This window comes from Roseburia sp., from assembly GCF_041325975.1.
GTDB lineage: Bacteria > Bacillota > Clostridia > Lachnospirales > Lachnospiraceae > Roseburia > Roseburia rectibacter.
The window spans coordinates 1,180,069-1,195,755 of record NZ_JBGLEJ010000004.1 but is presented as its reverse complement, the minus strand read 5'-3'; the positions used below and the strand labels follow the sequence as shown (position 1 = coordinate 1,195,755).

The following is a 15,687-nucleotide window of genomic DNA, read 5'->3' as shown; positions in this document are numbered from 1 at the left end:
TTTCAAAAAATAAAGCAGTATCATATAACAGAAAATGCAATCTTACGATAATGTAAGATACAGCAGGGAAATGTAAGCTGATTCGATAGCTTGCATTTCCCTCTTTTGTTATACTTGATACAGTCCTTAAGGAAATGAAACAAGACTGCTGTGATAAAAATAATGATGACTGCAGGAACAATCTGAGCATAGAAAAGACAGGGAGGAGTCTGAAATGGCACTTTTAGAGGTAAACAATTTAAAGAAAATATATACTACGCGGTTTGGAGGAAACCAGGTAGAGGCATTGAAATCCATGAATTTTTCTGTGGAAGAAGGAGAGTATGTGGCGATCATGGGAGAGTCCGGATCAGGGAAAACAACACTTCTTAACATTCTTGCCGCACTGGATAAACCGACTGCAGGAGAGGTCCTTTTGAATGGAAAAAATATCGTAACGCTTCGCGAAAAAGAAATCTCTGCATTCAGAAGGGATCATCTTGGATTTGTATTTCAGGATTTTAATTTATTAGATCAATTCTGCCTGAAAGATAACATTCTGCTTCCACTGGTACTTGCAGGAGTAAAACCGGAGCAGATGGAGCCGAAAGCATACCCTCTTGCAAAAAAACTTGGGATTGAAGAACTTTTGGAAAAATATCCATATGAGATTTCCGGCGGGCAAAAACAGCGCGTGGCAGTTGCACGTGCACTTATCACAGATCCGCAGCTGATCTTAGCGGATGAACCGACCGGGGCACTTGATTCAAAAGCGACAGACAGTATTCTGTCATTGTTTAATCAGATCAATGAGGACGGACAAACGATCCTTATGGTGACACACAGCATCAAAGCGGCAAGTCATGCGAAACGTGTGCTGTTTATTAAAGATGGGGAAGTATTTCATCAGTTGTACAGGGGAGATATGAGTATCGAAGAACTTTATGCGAAAATATCTGATACACTTACCATTTTAACGACAGGTGGTGAGCGTCATGAATAGACTTTATCTGAGGCTTGCATGGAGCAATCTGAAAAACAGCAGACAGTTTTATCTGCCGTATGTGATCGCTGGGATGCTGTCAGCCATGATGTTCTATACGATGTGTGCGATCCAGGGAAATGATGGACTTTCGAAAATGCGCGGGGGCAGCAGTGTCCAGATAGTTCTATATTTTGGTGTGGTCGTTGTCGGTGTGTTTGTCAGCATCTTTTTATTTTATACGAACAGTTTCATTATGAAACGCAGAAAAAAAGAACTTGGAGTTTATAATATTCTTGGTATGGAAAAAATCCACGTTGCCAAAATTATGGCGTGGGAAACAGTATTTTCCTTTTTGATCGCAGTTGGCGGAGGTCTGATAACTGGAATCGTATTCCAAAAATTACTTACCATGTTTTTATACCGGCTGACCGGTCTTGAGGCGGCGATTCCATTTTATATTTCAGGATGGGGATGCCTTCATACCGCTGAGATGTTTGGTGCTATTTATGTGTGTATCCTTCTTTATAACCTGATGCAGATCCGGCTTTCGAATCCGGTAGAACTGCTTCACAGCGGAAACACTGGAGAACGTGAACCAAAAACAAAAATCATTCAGGCGGTTCTTGGAATTTTATGTATTGTAACCGGTTATTATATCGCGATTACAACGGATAATCCGGTAAAAGCGGTCAGTCTGTTTTTTGTGGCGGTTATGTTAGTTATTGTCGGAACCTATTTCCTTTTTAATGCCGGCAGTATTGCATTTTTAAAATTGCTGCGGGAAAATAAACGTTATTATTATCAGACCAGACATTTTACAACGGTTTCCGGCATGATCTACCGGATGAAGCAGAATGCAGTGGGACTTGCCAATATCTGTATTTTATCTACAATGGTACTTGTTGTGATCTCGATGACAGTGTGCATGTATGCAGGAATCGAAGATGAGTTGAAAACACAGTATCCGGCAGAGCTTGAACTGATATTTTATGATCCGGATGGACAGCAGGATGCACAGACATTTAACCGGATGGCAGATGAAATTGAGCGTGTGATAAAAGAGAATGGAAGAGTTATCACAGGAAAACAGAAAGGAAGCTATGTAGGAACTGCGGTGGCGATGACCGGAAATAAAATTACGGCACTGGATCGATCTGCTATGGATTTTTCTAATATGTATGTACTGGAGATTATGACAAAAGACGGCTTTGAGGAATATATGCAGGAAACGATCCCGGATATACCGGATGGAAGTGTGGCAGTGATGATGGATTCTGTATATGAGCAGGATACGATCGTAATGGGAAATACAGAGTATCCTGTGGAACAGTCCATGAAATTTCCAATAAGAGATGCAGTGTCAGAATTTGTGGGTGGTTCGGTTATCCTTATCGTAAAAGACGAAAACGCGTTGGAGAATATGCGAAAGCAGCTTGCGGCTATGGAGACAGAAGCATATGGGGAAGAGCGGACTGTGGATCTTACTTATGTGATGAACTTTGACATGAGCGGAACAGGAGAAGAAAAAATCGCCTGCGCCAATGCTGTGCGGGAGCGTGTCAGTGAATGGCAGAATGATGAGACGAATCCTAAGACCATGCGATTGGACTGCAATGTAATATCGAGAGCAGAGGGACATATTGATTATGAGACGAGCAATGGCGGATTACTTTTCCTGGGGCTGTTTTTAGGAAGCATGTTTTTAATGATCACAGTACTTATTATTTACTATAAACAGATATCAGAGGGCTATGAGGATAAAGAACGGTTTGCCATTATGGAAAAAGTCGGAATGAGCAACGAAGAGGTAAAAGCGACGATCCGTTCCCAGGTGCGTATGGTATTTTTCCTGCCACTTGCTACGGCGGCATGCCATCTTGCAGCCGCATATCCGATGCTGAAAAAACTGCTTGCTCTGGTGTCATTGTATAATGGAACTTTATTTGCATGGTGCTTAGCCGGTACGGTGCTGGTATTTGGTCTGATCTATCTGGCAGTTTTTATAATTACATCAAAAAGTTATTACAAAATTGTGGGAAATCAGGTATAACTTATAAGTAAGAGAAAATTACAGAAAATGAGGATGATCATGAAACAGGTAAAAAATATCATATTTGATGTGGGAGATGTCCTGCTTTCTTACCGGTGGAAATATATGCTGATGGATTACGGATTCACAGAGGAAGAGGCAGTGCGTATTGGAACGGAAATGTTTGATGATCCGGAAGGATTGTGGGGACTGCTTGATCTTGGGACAGTTTCACAGCAGGAGATCATTGAACGTTATTGTAAAAAATATCCAAAGGATGAAAAAGTGATCCGCTGGTTTATCGGACATGGAGAGTATATGCCTGTGGCAAGGCCGAAAGTCTGGGAACTTGTGCACAAACTTAAAGAACAGGGATATAAAGTGTATCTGTTATCGAATTATTCAGAGGAATTATTTAAAAAACACACAGAATATGCAGATTTCATGAATGATATTGATGGACTGATCGTTTCCTATATGATTCACAAGGCAAAACCGGACCGTGCAATTTATGAGGCACTCTGTGAAAAATACAGATTAGAACCATCAGAATGTCTGTTTTTTGATGACCGTCTGGAAAATGTGCAGGCAGCAGTAAACTACGGTATGCAGGCAAAGCGGGTGTTGTCAAAAGAGGGACTTGTGGAGGATCTGGAAAAAATAGTACAGGGATGTGAGATCTTTTAGTATCAAAAAAGCTGTGAAATGCATGAAATAAGCACTTCACAGCTTTTATTAAGCAGACAACGGGAATCGCAAGTTGTGATTTTACATGATTTTTGGTCTATTTCTGGATGAAAATCATATAAATAAGGCTTGTTTTTCCCGTTATTTTTTTGTCTGTGCAATTTTTTAGTATCATTTTAGTATCACAAATATGTGTTGTCAGCGCATAATTTTTCTAATCTTTCCGCAACCTCAATCTGCTTGGATGGAAACAGGTGCGAATAGATGTTTAATGTGGTTGATACATTTTCATGTCCAAGCCGCTCCGATACCAGAAGGGCAGAAAATCCCATTTCAATTAAAAGGCTTGCGTGTGAATGTCTTATATCATGAAGCCGTATGCGCTTGATACCGGCTTGTTTGGTGTGATCTTCCATCTGACGGGCATAGGTCGAATGTGATGCCGTGAACAGGCGCATATCAGCTTCTAAACCGTATATGCGTTTTTCATATTCCCGGATAACAGCAGACAGGAACGGGGGAATGATAATTGTTCGGTTGGCTTTCTGCGTCTTTGGAGTTGTCACAATACCTTGACCATTGATCAGATGATAGGTTTTATTAATAGTTATGGCGTTTGTGTCCAAATCCACATCGGCAGCAGTGAGAGCCTCCAGTTCCCCGATACGCATACCGCAATAATAGAGCATCAGGAAAGCAACGTAATAAGGGCTTGACTTCTCAAAGGTACCTATGAATTTATCAAATTCTTCCTTTGTCCAGAAGTTAAGGCTGCGCGTTTTCTTGCCTACGGTATTACCGGCAATGTGGCAGGGATTGACAGCAAGCCCATAGAAACGCACTGCAAAATTAAAGATGCTTGACAGCTCCATGACAAGATTCTGCATATATCCGGCGGACAAAGGTTCATTGTTGGCATTCTTAGACTCTTTTAGAGTTGCCTGCCACTTCCTTATGTCTGGCGCACTGATCTCATTGATCGGCTGTGTGTTGAAGTATGGAAGAATCCATGTGTCAATCCGGTTCTTCTTTGTTTCATAGGTTATTTTCTTTGTGTGAGCCTGCTTGTCCTCCAGATACAGATCAGAGAGCGTTTTAAACGGCATAGATGGCTGTGCCGCCTGTTTGGTAATAAATTCCCGTTCCCACTCTTTAGCATCACGCTGTAGCTTAAACCCGCGTTTCAGTTTCTGTTTTTTCGCCCCTGTATAGTCTGTGTAATAGGTCTTTACATAGAATGTTCCTCGTGCTTCGTCTTTGAATACTGGCATATATTTTACCTCTTTTCTATATCTCTGGCGGCGATGTAGTAAAAGAGAAATATTTACTGAGGACCATTTGGCGCTGAGCGACCACAAAATTGTGGTGAGCTGAAAAGTCAGCCCGTTGAACCCGTACTTTTTTATTCGGGGTTTCGCTCAAATTTGAGCGGTTCCACCACTTAAGCCCGTTTGGGTGTGAGTAATTGTCACATCCGGCAAAAAAAAAGGGGGGATAGTACACATGCCCTTCCCCTCAATCCGGGCAGCAGTTCCCAATAAGTTGGGAAGCGATGAAAACTCACTTTTGAGCTGTCCGATAAAAGGACACCCGGGCAGCAGTTCAATAATATTGACTTGGTGTGCTTTGTCCGAATTTCGGACGAAGATACTAAATCATATTGATTTGTCGTTATGAACTCGTCGAAAGGTCAATTTGTCCGGTTGTGGAGCTGACCGAACGAATCGTTCTATCAGGGCGTTCCAGTTCGTTACGCCCCTTGTGACTGACCCAAACTGGACAGTCAGACCTAGGGAAGATTCCCCGCGTTGGCAAGACCGATTATTTCAGTTTTGCCGGAGCCAGTTTTGGTTGCGGCTGATTTGAACCAATCCAGTTTATGTCTGAGTATCCCCAGCGCAAGATTGAGCCCGGCTATTCTGCATGATCTGCATCTTTAAAGTTGTATTTACCAACTTTCGACGAATACCGTCGGAAAGGTGCAGAAATTTGAGTGGCTTCCACTGTCGAAAGTTCGACGGTGCGTTTTCTAAATTTTTAGAAAATCCGGTGGTGCATGGTTTGCACTTCTAAAGTTGGGATTAGCAACTTTAGAAATTCTCGTCATCCATTATATCATTCTCGGAAGTATCAACATTATCTGGAATATCAATATCTGTTCGTGTGTGTGCTGCATTGAGTTCCGGTGTGTCTGGAGGATAGTATTTATAATCTTGTTTCAATTTTTCATCTGATACGGTTTCTAACTTCGGTTTATCACGTTTTCGAGTGTATTTTTCTAGTTCTGTCATTTCTGAAACGCGTTTCAATGCTTCACGTTGACCTATTTTATTCATATTATCATAACAATCAATAAATTTTGCCCTATCGGTTAACTCTATAGTCGTTTCTGTTTTCTCGTATCGGCTACCGTCTGCATTTTCAAAAATTGTAGTATTTGTTATTGCTTTAAAAGTATCATCTCCATTTAGTAATTCGTGCATAGTGCAACCAAGTGCATCTGCTATCTTATGCAAAGTTTCTATTTTAGGATTTAGGTTACCAGATTCATAACGTCTGATTGTTGATTCGGCAATATGGCATTTTTCGCCCAATTGTTTTTGCGTAAGCCCTTTATTTCTGCGTATTTCTTTTATTCTAATTCCTGTCGGCATTGTTTCACCCCTTTCATATAAAGAACTATAACACACTTTGAAAATAATTGCAGTAACAAAAATTACTTTTTTGCACTTGACAGTAAGCAAAGTTACTGATATATTAAAAGCACAGCAACAAAAGTTACTGAAAAGAAAAGAGGTGAGTAAATGAAAATCAACACAAAGAAATTAAAAATTGCAATGGTGCGCAAGTGTATGAGTTCCAGAGAACTAGCGGAAGCGGTCGGCTGCTCATATGAATCTATTGTGCAGATTCTAAGCGGGCGCAGGAATGCACCAATGAAAAAGCTTGGAGAAATTTGCAAAGCACTGGAAGTGGATCCAGCGGAACTTATTGATTAAAGAGCCTGGCGGCGATGTAGTAAGAGAGAAAGGAAGGAAAGAGAATGGCACAGGTAAAATTTAGAGATTATGCAGAGGTAAACGCGAAAATTTTAGAGGGGTACACAGTGACAGGGGTTGTAACTGCAATCAATGCAGAAGAAACCGGTGTGATGATTTATCTTGAAAGAACCGTTGATAATGTGGTTTTGGGAATCACTATGACTTATAACCCGGATGCAGATCCAGAAGTAGACGAAACAGAGCTGATGATCTCTGAGGAATACGTTAAAAGAACGGGTAGGGGGAATGTCTATGAGTAAAGAAGAACAGGCAAAGATCATTTTAAGAGAGCTTAATAAGTTCTATTCCGTGCCAACGTACATGGAAAAGTATGCAATTAAGGGAATTATATCTGGACTGAATGAGATCGCAGCCAAGGAAGAGAAAGGAGCGTGAAAGCATGGCAGAAGAAAAGCGGTTCTTATCTGCTGCTGATGTATCGCAGATCATGGAGTGCAGCACAAGTCGAGCATATAGCCTGATACGCCAGTTAAACGCGGAAATGACCGAAAAGGGGTTCATTGTCATGGCTGGCAAGATTAATGCGAAGTACTTCTATGAGCGCATTTATGACGGAAAGGCGAGCGTATGAGTGCACCAAGTAAAGAGGAATTCTATCAGAGCCTAAACGCTGATACCTGGTGCGGCTGGGACTGGTGCCGGAAGTTATACGGCTATTCCGTCACAGATCAAGCGTTCTTAGAACGTGTATTTGTCCGATTGGATGAGTTAAAACGCGGCAGGGTAAAAACTATCTACGGCTTTTATTACAAGACACAGCGAACCTATGAGATAGAACAGGAGCGCGACGCTGGGGCGTGGCTGGTAGAGCAGACACATAAAGATTATGAAAGGAAGGTAAAAGAATTACAGTGTCAGAAGAAGAAAAAAGCGAGCAGGTCACAGAATTATGCGATAATATCGCAAATGCTGGGCTTCAAGTAGGAAAAAGCGGAAGTGTAGCGCAAACAATGAATAATTGTATGAAGGCTTTGCTATATGATGAAAAAACGCGAAAAATGTTTCGTTATAATGAAATGTCAAGAATGATAGAAGTGTATGGTGCATGGTGGAAGCGTGAACAATCACCCAATATCACAGATAGTGATGTCAATTTTATTCGTTTATTTTTGGAATCGCAATACGGATTGACAAGCGAAAAGGGAATCCCGAGGGCGATAGAATGCATTGCAAGACAGTGCAGTTATCACCCAGTAAAAGACTACTTGAAATCATTGCGTTATGATGGCAAAAAGTATATCGAAACGCTATTCCCGAGGTTCTTAGGTTGTGACAAATGCGATTACACAACAGAAGCAACAAAGTTACTGATGATTGGTGCAATTCACAGGGTTTTTCATCCTGGTTGTAAATTTGAAATCGTTGTGTGCTTGGTAGAACCGAAGCAGGGCGGCGGAAAATCAACAATGGTTCGGTATATGGCGCATGATGATGATTGGTTTACTGATGAGTTAAAAAATCTTGATGGTGAAAACGCATACAGATATATGCAGGGGCGATGGATCATAGAATTTTCTGAAATGCTCGCAACTGCAAATTCTAAAAGCGTCGAGGGGATAAAGCAGTTTATTTCAAGACAAAAAGATGTGTATAAAGTGCCGTATGCGAAATATCCGGAAGATTACCCTAGGCAATGTGTTTTTATCGGAACGACAAATAATATAGCATTTTTGCCAAGTGATAAGACTGGAAATAGGCGTTTTATTCCTCTAATGGTTCATTCAGATAGAGCAGAACTCCATCCGGTAAAATATGAAAAAGAAGCCCGGGAATATATAGAAAAGGCATGGGCGGAAGCAATGCACTATTATGATAATAATGATTATTCGCTTGTATTTCCTGAGCATTTGCAAATGCAGCTAGATGAAGTTCGGAAACAGTTTGAGCCAGAGGATCCTAAAATAGGAATTATCCAAGAATGGCTTGACAATTATGAAGGCGATACGGTTTGTACTTCAGTGATTTATAGTGAAGCACTTGGAAAAGATTGCGAGCCAAAGAGATATGAACTAACAGAAATCGCGCAGATTATGGATATAAATATTGTGGGGTGGGAACGTCATAAATCAAATAGTCAGAAAAGAAAATTCAAAAAATATGGTATTCAAATTGCATGGGACAGGTTGCCTGATGTGGTTGCTAAAGATGGATTTTTAAATATTGGCATACAAGAAGAACTGCCGTTTTCATGAAAAAACAGTGCAAAGAAACCTACTAAAGATACCCCAAAGTAACCCATAAAGAAACCTTAAAAAGCTAAAAAATATAAGACCCCTCATGATTTATTTCTTTGGTTGCTTTATTTCTTAATTAAAAAAAGAAAAATAAGTAAATATACAGTAAATACGCTTAAAAAGGTTAGTTGAAGAAAATAAAGGCTACCAAAGCAACCGCACAAGGAAAGGAGAAAAAAGTATGAAATCAGAACTCAACAAGGAAATTGAAAGGGTTCACTGTCTGTTGGAAATGAACCCGCTAGAAAGAGAAGTAATGAAAAACTATATGATTGATTTGGATTTGCGCAGAATAGCGGATGCATTAGAGAGAATAGCATGTTCTCTGGAGAAAGGCGAATCATGACAGAACCAGAACTTAAAAACATATGGAACTTATATGCCGACCTCTGGAAGATGTTTCTGCAGCACCACACCGCCCGGACGGATGAAGAATGGGAGAAATTGACAAAGAGAGCAGCGGAGATAGTGCAGCAGTACGGCGAAGATGTCCGATCATTGGTACTGGACACGCTGGAGCTGATAGAAAAGAGGTGTAAGGGATGAACTACGAGGAATTAAGAAAAAAGCTGATGTTGCTTGATGTGGAAGAAATAGCGCGGTTTCGTGATGAACACCCAGGAAAACCCACGCTTGCAGTATTTTGCAATAACATAATCTCAGATAAGAAAGATATGGAAGAACTGGCAGAACTCAACAGGGAACTTGATGAGATCTTAGCAATGAAAAACGCCCCGGACGGTGCGGGAACACCATCACAGGGCAAGTAACCAACAAATCAGCACGAAAGCCGATTACATCTGCATTGTAGCAGATTCCGGCGGAAAGGAAAAGATATGGATTTAAAAAAATTAATAGAAGAGGTTATGGATGCCTTAGCAGAAAATGGATTTGATACATATTTGCAATTCAAATTAATGGTTAAAGCGAGTGCAGCAGAAAACGGACATGAAACAGTGATTCGGTTATGGGATAAGATATTTGCTGAAGCAGATAGCAAAAGACCACTGTTATTAGAAATGAAGTAGAGCGGCACGCTCCGAATGAAACAAGCCCTAAACCCATTAAGACCTACACCACGACATTGTAGAAATACAGTGTCAGAGTGTGGGTCTTTTTGGTTGCGGAGCGTTTCAAAAGCGTTTCACATATCAGCAAGGCGAACGTTTCAAAAGCTGGTGGAAAATGGTGGATGAAAGCGAACGTTTCAAAAAGCGTTTCATAAGGCGAACGTTTCATTGTGGAAAATGATGGAGAGTGATGCACAAAAAAGGGTGCACACAAAGCGAACGTTTCGTTCGGATTGAAAGCGAACGCTTTGTTGATTCTATGTGCCTTAGAGCCTAAGAAAACCCAAGGTTTAAGCCTTGTAAAATGTGGTAAATATAGGAAATTTATAGGAAGAAAATGTAAGGTAAATACAAAGAAAATGCAAAGAAAATGCAAAGAGAAAAAGCAACCAGAACCACACTAAGATTTACTAAGGTGTTGTGATATATAGAACTTGACAAAACTTGACATTTTAGCCGGTAATAGTTGCATTTGGTGGCATATCTTGAGGATATAGAAAAGAATGTTGCACGCTGACATATTGGCACAAAACATGCGTGCGTGTATGGTAGACTGGAATCATCGGAGGAGAAGCGGATGACAAATAGCAGATGTTACATGAATGCGTTGCAGAAAAAATGCAGAGATATGACGAATAGTGAATTACGGGAAATGGCGAACGATGTTGATTCAGATATTGGATCATTACTGTACTTTTCATTTATCAATAAAGCATCATTCGAGACAGTAGAAAAGCATGCTGCATTACGTGGTGACAGTGTACCAGTAAGCCGCCGCAGTTTCTATCGAAAGCGAAAACAATACATTGACATGATAGAGCGGAGACAGACCGCCGCAGGAATAGCGTAAAATCCACCCACACGCAGGGAAAAGCGGAATAAGCCTATTTCGGGCGTAAAACGAAAGGATGGGTAAATCATGGGAGATTTACAGAACACCTCGGCAGAGGGAACACAGACAGGCACAGAGGGAATGCAGCAGAATGGTAAGACATTTACTCAGGACGATGTGAACCGAATTGTGCAAGAAAGACTTGCAAAAGAAAAAAGCAAGACACAGACCGCAGATGAAAATGATGCGAGAATGGCAGAACTTGACAAGAGAGAAGCCGAACTGAAAGCGAAAGAACAGAGATTTACAGTATTAAGCGCAGTGCGTGAAGCTGGTTATCCGGACGAACTGGCGGACGTGATCCGGGGCGATAATGAAAATGATCTGAAAAAATCGCTTGAAACCATTAACAAAATTATTGAAGAAAGAACCCCGCGTGGCTGGAGTAAGGAATTGGAAGATAAGCGGTCAAGGATTGTATTTACTGCACCGATTCATTCATTACCCAATGATACCGGCATCCGGTCAGCTATGGGGCTAAGAGGATAATAGTATGGCTATTAATTTAGTAACGCAGTTTCAGCCTTATGTGGATGAAATTTTTGCAAAAGAGAGTAAGAAAGAGCTTGTAACCAATCAGGATTTTAATTGGACAGGTGCACACACGATCAAGGTATATAAAATCAGTACCGGAACAATGAATGATTACGACAGAGCAGGAACAGGAAGTGGAGCAAAAGGCAGCCGTTACGGAGCAGTGCAGAGCCTTGACGCAACAACAGAAGAATTCACTTTGAAGAATGATAGATCATTCACGTTCGCGATCGATAAACTTGATACAGACGAGACAGCACAGCAGCTTGCTGGAGCATCTGCCCTTGCAAGACAGCAGAGAGAAGTTGTTATACCTGAGGTTGATTCTTATGTGTATGGAGTTATTGCAGCAGGCGCAGGAACAAAACCGGCAGCAGTGGCACTTACCCCGGAAAACATCTATGACGAGATCACAAAGGCAACAAATGCCCTTGATAATGCAGAAGTGCCAGACGAGGGGCGTTTTATTATCGTATCGCCGGATGTATACCGCATTATGAAAAAGTCAAAAGATATCGTGATGGAAACCGACGTGGATACACAGTTGCGAAAACAGGGCGTTGTTTCCAATCTGGACGGTGCATCAGTTATCAAGGTACCGGCGACGAGACTACCGGAGAATTGCGGTTTCATCATGTGCCATCCGTGCGCAACGGTAGCACCTACCAAGCTGGAAGATTATAAGATCCATCAAGATCCGCCGGGAATCAGTGGATCACTTGTTGAGGGGCGTATTTGTTATGATGCGTTTGTACTGGATAATAAAAAGACAGCAATATATTATCAGGAGCTTGTGAAAGCCTAAATGAGTTATTAATCAGGAGCACGCGCCTGGTTGATATAGTAACCTGCCGGAGTGATCCGGCGTAACCTTAAATTTAAGCTGCATATTTATGGTATACATTACCATTGCCCCGCATTGGCTGTCTGGTCGGTGTGGGGTATTTTCTTATGAGGTACGACAATGAGCAATGAAGAACTGGTTGCCCGGATAAAGGCGGGAATAGATACGGCTGATAACATGCTTTTACTATGGGAACAGAATAAGGGGATGATTTGCAAGATAGCACGTAAATACAGTGCATATGCTGATATAGAGGATTTACAGCAGGAAGGCTATCTTGCATTATATCCGGCAATAGACGGATTCAATCAGGATAACGGGAATAAATTCTTATCTTATGCCACGCCTGTGATAGATCAGAGACTCAGACGCTATATCAGTGATAGCGGTAGCCCTGTAAGGATTCCAGAGCATGAACGTGTCAAGATATACGAGTATAAGAAGATGGTCAATGCGTTTCAAACATACCTTAATAGAAAGCCCACACGGCAGGAAATAGCCCGCAATATGGGGTTATCTGATAAAGTAGTAAGGGAGCTTGAAAAGTCCGTCAGAATGGGGCAGATCGCAAGCCTTGACATGCCATTGAAAGACGAGGGCGGTACCGATACACTGATTGATATGATACCGGATGAAAACAATGCTATGTCAGCCGTGATTGATGATATGCAGCAGGAAGAATTAAAAGCTGGGATCTGGGATATCGTAGATTCTCTGCCGGAGGATCAGCGGGGTGTGATTCATGACAGATATGAGCATGGGAAGTCATGCAGGCAGATAGAAGTGGAAACGGGCATTGACTGGGGAAAAGTATGCCGGATTGAAAACAGCGCTCTAAGGGCACTTGGAAGTGGCAGGAATGGGCGAACCTTAAGACCGTTTCTTAATGATGGTTTATACAATGCTGCACTGCATGGATCAGGCGTAGAGCACTTTAACCGTACCTGGACCAGTTCCACGGAGCGGGTTGCACTGGAATTATAATAGTATCATTTGAGTATCAAAAAAGCTATGAAACACCCAAAACAGGCACCTCATAGCGTTTATAAAGCAGACAACGGGAATCGAACCCGCTGAAATAATCTTACAAGTATTGAAAAACCAACATGTTTGCAGAAATGTGGAATGTTTTGTGGAATACTTTTATAGATTGATATGATTATCATCGCAGAATTTTAAGAACTGTTTTTGGTTTGTTTTGGTATCTTTAAGATCAAATAACTCCAGCCAATGATGATATTTCTGTTCTTTTTTCTGTTCAGAAGCATTTTTAAAAAGGGTATCCTGCATATATTGATCAATCTGGTTGTCTATTGCAGTACGTTCACTGGAGAATGTCTGCATATAGGTACTTTTCATGATATGATCAGTTTTCCATCCTCCGCGTTCCTGGGCGTATTTATCCGGAATACGGAGGATCGCCATGACGGATGCGTTTACATGCCGAAGATCATGGAAAGTCATGTGTGGAATGCCTGCTTTGTTAATAAGGCGGTTAAAACGTTTTGATAAAGCTGTTCCAGATAAGGTTACAAGCTGATCTGTTTCTACTTTGTCAATCAACTGTTTCAGATATTCTGGCAGTCGCAGTGTGCGATCTCTGGTTGGCTGTTTTCCTTTATTTTTTACGACAGCATTATTGTACTCGTCTTTTACAATCACTTCTTTTATTGTAATATAGCAGCCATCAGAGGAGATGGATTTTGATTTTGTAAGTCCAAGAATTTCTGATTCAGTTAAAGATAACCACATAGCAAGCAGAACAGGAAGTTCGATCGGTGTATCTTTTACAATCTGGTAAATCACGTCTGGAGTAGAAATTTCATGTTGATTATGCTCGATCTGTGGGAGCTTTACAGTACAGTCAAGAGCTGGAGCATAAGTATTAATAACGGCAGTGATAAGACCGTATTCGTTAATAACAGTTTTTGCCTTTATCTGTCGTGGATTTTTCTTTCCGGTGGTTCGTTTGGATTCAGCATTAACGGCATCACGTAAAAGTTCTGTGGAAAGCTGGGAGAGTTTACAATACATGATGCTCTTAAAAGCATTGCGCTGTATGGTACGGTAACCGCGTATTGTTGCGGGTGAGAGTATAGCATCAGAGGATTGGATATATTTGTCGATAGCTTCGTATAAAGTCAGATTAAGAGGACGCTTCATAAGCTGCTTATTTGCCATGATCTGAGCTTTTAACTGGTTTGCTTCTGCGACAGTTTCTCCAGTAACGGATATATATTTTTTAATTTTCTTTTGTCGCCCTGTTTTTGGATCAATAATAGGATTCCCGTGTTCATCGAAGCAAAGTTCGGAATGGTCGTAAACTTTTTTGCGTATATTTCCGCTGGGCAGTTCGCCTTTTCTCTTTTTTGGCATAATGAATACCTCGCTTGAGTTGAATGAAGATTAAAATCATTTTGTTAGGATAGAATTTTGCGAGAAATAAGGGCGCAATGCTTCCAGTATTTTTTGATAATCTTCGCGATGAATTGTATTAGTTGGCAATTCGTGCCGGATGAGAGGAATCGTAAAATTATCTGATAAGGCGTTTTTGAATGCATCGCTTTTTTGCTGTTGAAACAGTGCTTTTTCTCCATAATATTTCGGTGAAAAATGTGATGTACCATCTAATTCTATCATTATAAAGGGCTGATATTCATAATAAGTTTGTTTGTGTTGTGTGCTTCCTGATGTAGAAAAATATCTTTTTTGACATTTGCAAATAATGAAATCCACATTTTTATTAAGTAAGAGTCTGCGTGCGGTATCAAGTTCTTCTGGATGATCCTGCAGTTCTTCTGTGCGTATTTTAATAAAAGAATGTAAACTTACCTGCGGAAAAACGTAAAATGAAGAGCGCTCATTTGGATTAGCAATTAATTTGTCCAGTGCTTTGTTAATGTAATAAAACATTCGCGTCTCATTGGAATTCATGATGGAAGATGTTTGTGTATAAAACGCACTTGGATCATTCATAATGCTATTAACAATCTCATCATCAAGTGGTTGAAGAGTTTGAGTATTGGTCTCGATCTGTTGCATATCGGATGTTGAATCATTCTGTAAAGTGTTGCTTTGAGAATTCTGCATATTAGATGAATGATGTCTGTTTTTAAAGAATGAATAAATGGCATATATTGATATGGCAAAAATTATCAGACTTACAATAGGATTCATAGGCAAGTGCAGATAGTGAGAACCGATCCAATACAGTAATACAAGTAAAGCAGATGTGCAGATGATAGCTTTTAAAGAAAAGCGTTTGTATATACAATAGACTGCAAAAAAGAAAAAAATCATACTAATGAGTTGCTGCATAAAAAACTCCTTTCGTGCTATGTGCATTTGTTTCGATTTGATTGGCATCGTTG

The 15,687-nt window shown here is 40.7% G+C and carries 21 protein-coding genes; 17 read left to right on the top strand and 4 right to left on the bottom strand.

Features of this window, described 5'->3' with window-relative positions; translation table 11 throughout:
* Window positions 1-214 precede the first annotated feature (214 nt).
* Genes ACDD58_RS09130 through ACDD58_RS09120 form a run of 3 tightly spaced genes read left to right on the top strand, consistent with a single transcriptional unit; the run spans window position 215 to window position 3,680 of the window.
* Window positions 215-982: an ABC transporter ATP-binding protein gene (locus ACDD58_RS09130; protein ID WP_117921694.1), complete on the top strand. Its 768-nt coding sequence runs from the start codon at window positions 215-217 to the stop codon at window positions 980-982.
* Entirely contained in the window at window positions 975-3,014 is a 2,040-nt protein-coding gene (locus tag ACDD58_RS09125) for an ABC transporter permease (RefSeq protein WP_186900076.1), read from the top strand. Before ACDD58_RS09130 ends, ACDD58_RS09125 begins: the two co-directional genes overlap by 8 nt.
* 39 nt (window positions 3,015-3,053) lie before the next feature.
* Window positions 3,054-3,680, top strand: coding sequence for an HAD family hydrolase (locus tag ACDD58_RS09120; RefSeq protein ID WP_186900075.1), 627 nt, complete (start codon window positions 3,054-3,056; stop codon window positions 3,678-3,680).
* 182 nt (window positions 3,681-3,862) lie between these two features.
* On the opposite strand, the gene ACDD58_RS09115 is transcribed toward ACDD58_RS09120, so the two are convergent.
* Together ACDD58_RS09115 and ACDD58_RS09110 are read right to left on the bottom strand one after the other, a co-directional pair.
* Window positions 3,863-4,951 (bottom strand): tyrosine-type recombinase/integrase, encoded by a 1,089-nt coding sequence (locus ACDD58_RS09115; protein ID WP_370777088.1) that lies wholly within the window; start codon window positions 4,949-4,951, stop codon window positions 3,863-3,865.
* Between the two features lie 819 nt (window positions 4,952-5,770).
* Window positions 5,771-6,334, bottom strand: a complete 564-nt coding sequence (locus ACDD58_RS09110) for a helix-turn-helix domain-containing protein (protein ID WP_370777086.1) — start codon at window positions 6,332-6,334, stop codon at window positions 5,771-5,773.
* 150 nt (window positions 6,335-6,484) lie between these two features.
* On the opposite strand from ACDD58_RS09110, the gene ACDD58_RS09105 reads away from it, so the two are divergent.
* The 14 genes from ACDD58_RS09105 (at window position 6,485) to ACDD58_RS09040 (ending at window position 13,300) form a co-directional block, all read left to right on the top strand.
* Window positions 6,485-6,679 carry a helix-turn-helix domain-containing protein gene (locus ACDD58_RS09105; protein WP_370777084.1) on the top strand — a complete coding sequence of 65 codons (195 nt, stop codon included), beginning with the start codon at window positions 6,485-6,487 and terminating at the stop codon, window positions 6,677-6,679.
* A gap of 44 nt (window positions 6,680-6,723) precedes the next feature.
* Entirely contained in the window at window positions 6,724-6,981 is a 258-nt protein-coding gene (locus ACDD58_RS09100; RefSeq protein WP_370777082.1) for a hypothetical protein, read from the top strand.
* Window positions 6,974-7,117 carry a hypothetical protein gene (locus ACDD58_RS09095; protein ID WP_157350987.1) on the top strand — a complete coding sequence of 48 codons (144 nt, stop codon included), beginning with the start codon at window positions 6,974-6,976 and terminating at the stop codon, window positions 7,115-7,117. The genes ACDD58_RS09100 and ACDD58_RS09095 overlap by 8 nt, the downstream gene beginning before the upstream one ends.
* 4 nt (window positions 7,118-7,121) lie before the next feature.
* Window positions 7,122-7,313, top strand: a complete 192-nt coding sequence (locus ACDD58_RS09090; protein ID WP_370777079.1) for a hypothetical protein — start codon at window positions 7,122-7,124, stop codon at window positions 7,311-7,313.
* Window positions 7,310-7,666 (top strand): hypothetical protein, encoded by a 357-nt coding sequence (locus ACDD58_RS09085; protein WP_370777077.1) that lies wholly within the window; start codon window positions 7,310-7,312, stop codon window positions 7,664-7,666. Before ACDD58_RS09090 ends, ACDD58_RS09085 begins: the two co-directional genes overlap by 4 nt.
* Complete coding sequence (locus ACDD58_RS09080; protein WP_370777074.1) at window positions 7,594-8,934, top strand: VapE domain-containing protein; 1,341 nt, start codon at window positions 7,594-7,596, stop codon at window positions 8,932-8,934. The genes ACDD58_RS09085 and ACDD58_RS09080 overlap by 73 nt, the downstream gene beginning before the upstream one ends.
* 223 nt (window positions 8,935-9,157) lie before the next feature.
* On the top strand, window positions 9,158-9,322 hold the full coding sequence (locus tag ACDD58_RS09075; protein ID WP_370777072.1) for a hypothetical protein: 165 nt from the start codon (window positions 9,158-9,160) through the stop codon (window positions 9,320-9,322).
* Complete coding sequence (locus ACDD58_RS09070) at window positions 9,319-9,522, top strand: hypothetical protein (RefSeq protein WP_370777070.1); 204 nt, start codon at window positions 9,319-9,321, stop codon at window positions 9,520-9,522. Before ACDD58_RS09075 ends, ACDD58_RS09070 begins: the two co-directional genes overlap by 4 nt.
* Window positions 9,519-9,746: a hypothetical protein gene (locus ACDD58_RS09065; protein WP_370777068.1), complete on the top strand. Its 228-nt coding sequence runs from the start codon at window positions 9,519-9,521 to the stop codon at window positions 9,744-9,746. Before ACDD58_RS09070 ends, ACDD58_RS09065 begins: the two co-directional genes overlap by 4 nt.
* 66 nt (window positions 9,747-9,812) lie before the next feature.
* Window positions 9,813-10,004 (top strand): hypothetical protein, encoded by a 192-nt coding sequence (locus tag ACDD58_RS09060; RefSeq protein WP_370777066.1) that lies wholly within the window; start codon window positions 9,813-9,815, stop codon window positions 10,002-10,004.
* 619 nt (window positions 10,005-10,623) lie between these two features.
* The gene (locus ACDD58_RS09055) at window positions 10,624-10,896 is read left to right on the top strand and encodes a hypothetical protein (RefSeq protein ID WP_370777065.1); all 273 of its coding nucleotides are present in this window, start codon (window positions 10,624-10,626) and stop codon (window positions 10,894-10,896) included.
* Between the two features lie 69 nt (window positions 10,897-10,965).
* Complete coding sequence (locus ACDD58_RS09050) at window positions 10,966-11,427, top strand: hypothetical protein (RefSeq protein WP_370777063.1); 462 nt, start codon at window positions 10,966-10,968, stop codon at window positions 11,425-11,427.
* A 4-nt stretch (window positions 11,428-11,431) separates the two neighbouring features.
* Window positions 11,432-12,277 carry a hypothetical protein gene (locus tag ACDD58_RS09045; protein WP_370777061.1) on the top strand — a complete coding sequence of 282 codons (846 nt, stop codon included), beginning with the start codon at window positions 11,432-11,434 and terminating at the stop codon, window positions 12,275-12,277.
* A 159-nt stretch (window positions 12,278-12,436) separates the two neighbouring features.
* Window positions 12,437-13,300, top strand: coding sequence for a sigma-70 family RNA polymerase sigma factor (locus ACDD58_RS09040; RefSeq protein WP_370777060.1), 864 nt, complete (start codon window positions 12,437-12,439; stop codon window positions 13,298-13,300).
* Window positions 13,301-13,459: 159 nt separating this feature from the next.
* On the opposite strand, the gene ACDD58_RS09035 is transcribed toward ACDD58_RS09040, so the two are convergent.
* Both ACDD58_RS09035 and ACDD58_RS09030 read right to left on the bottom strand, forming a co-directional pair.
* Entirely contained in the window at window positions 13,460-14,692 is a 1,233-nt protein-coding gene (locus tag ACDD58_RS09035; RefSeq protein WP_370777058.1) for a tyrosine-type recombinase/integrase, read from the bottom strand.
* Window positions 14,693-14,728: 36 nt separating this feature from the next.
* The gene (locus ACDD58_RS09030; RefSeq protein WP_370777056.1) at window positions 14,729-15,634 is read right to left on the bottom strand and encodes a DUF2726 domain-containing protein; all 906 of its coding nucleotides are present in this window, start codon (window positions 15,632-15,634) and stop codon (window positions 14,729-14,731) included.
* Window positions 15,635-15,687: the final 53 nt, after the last annotated feature.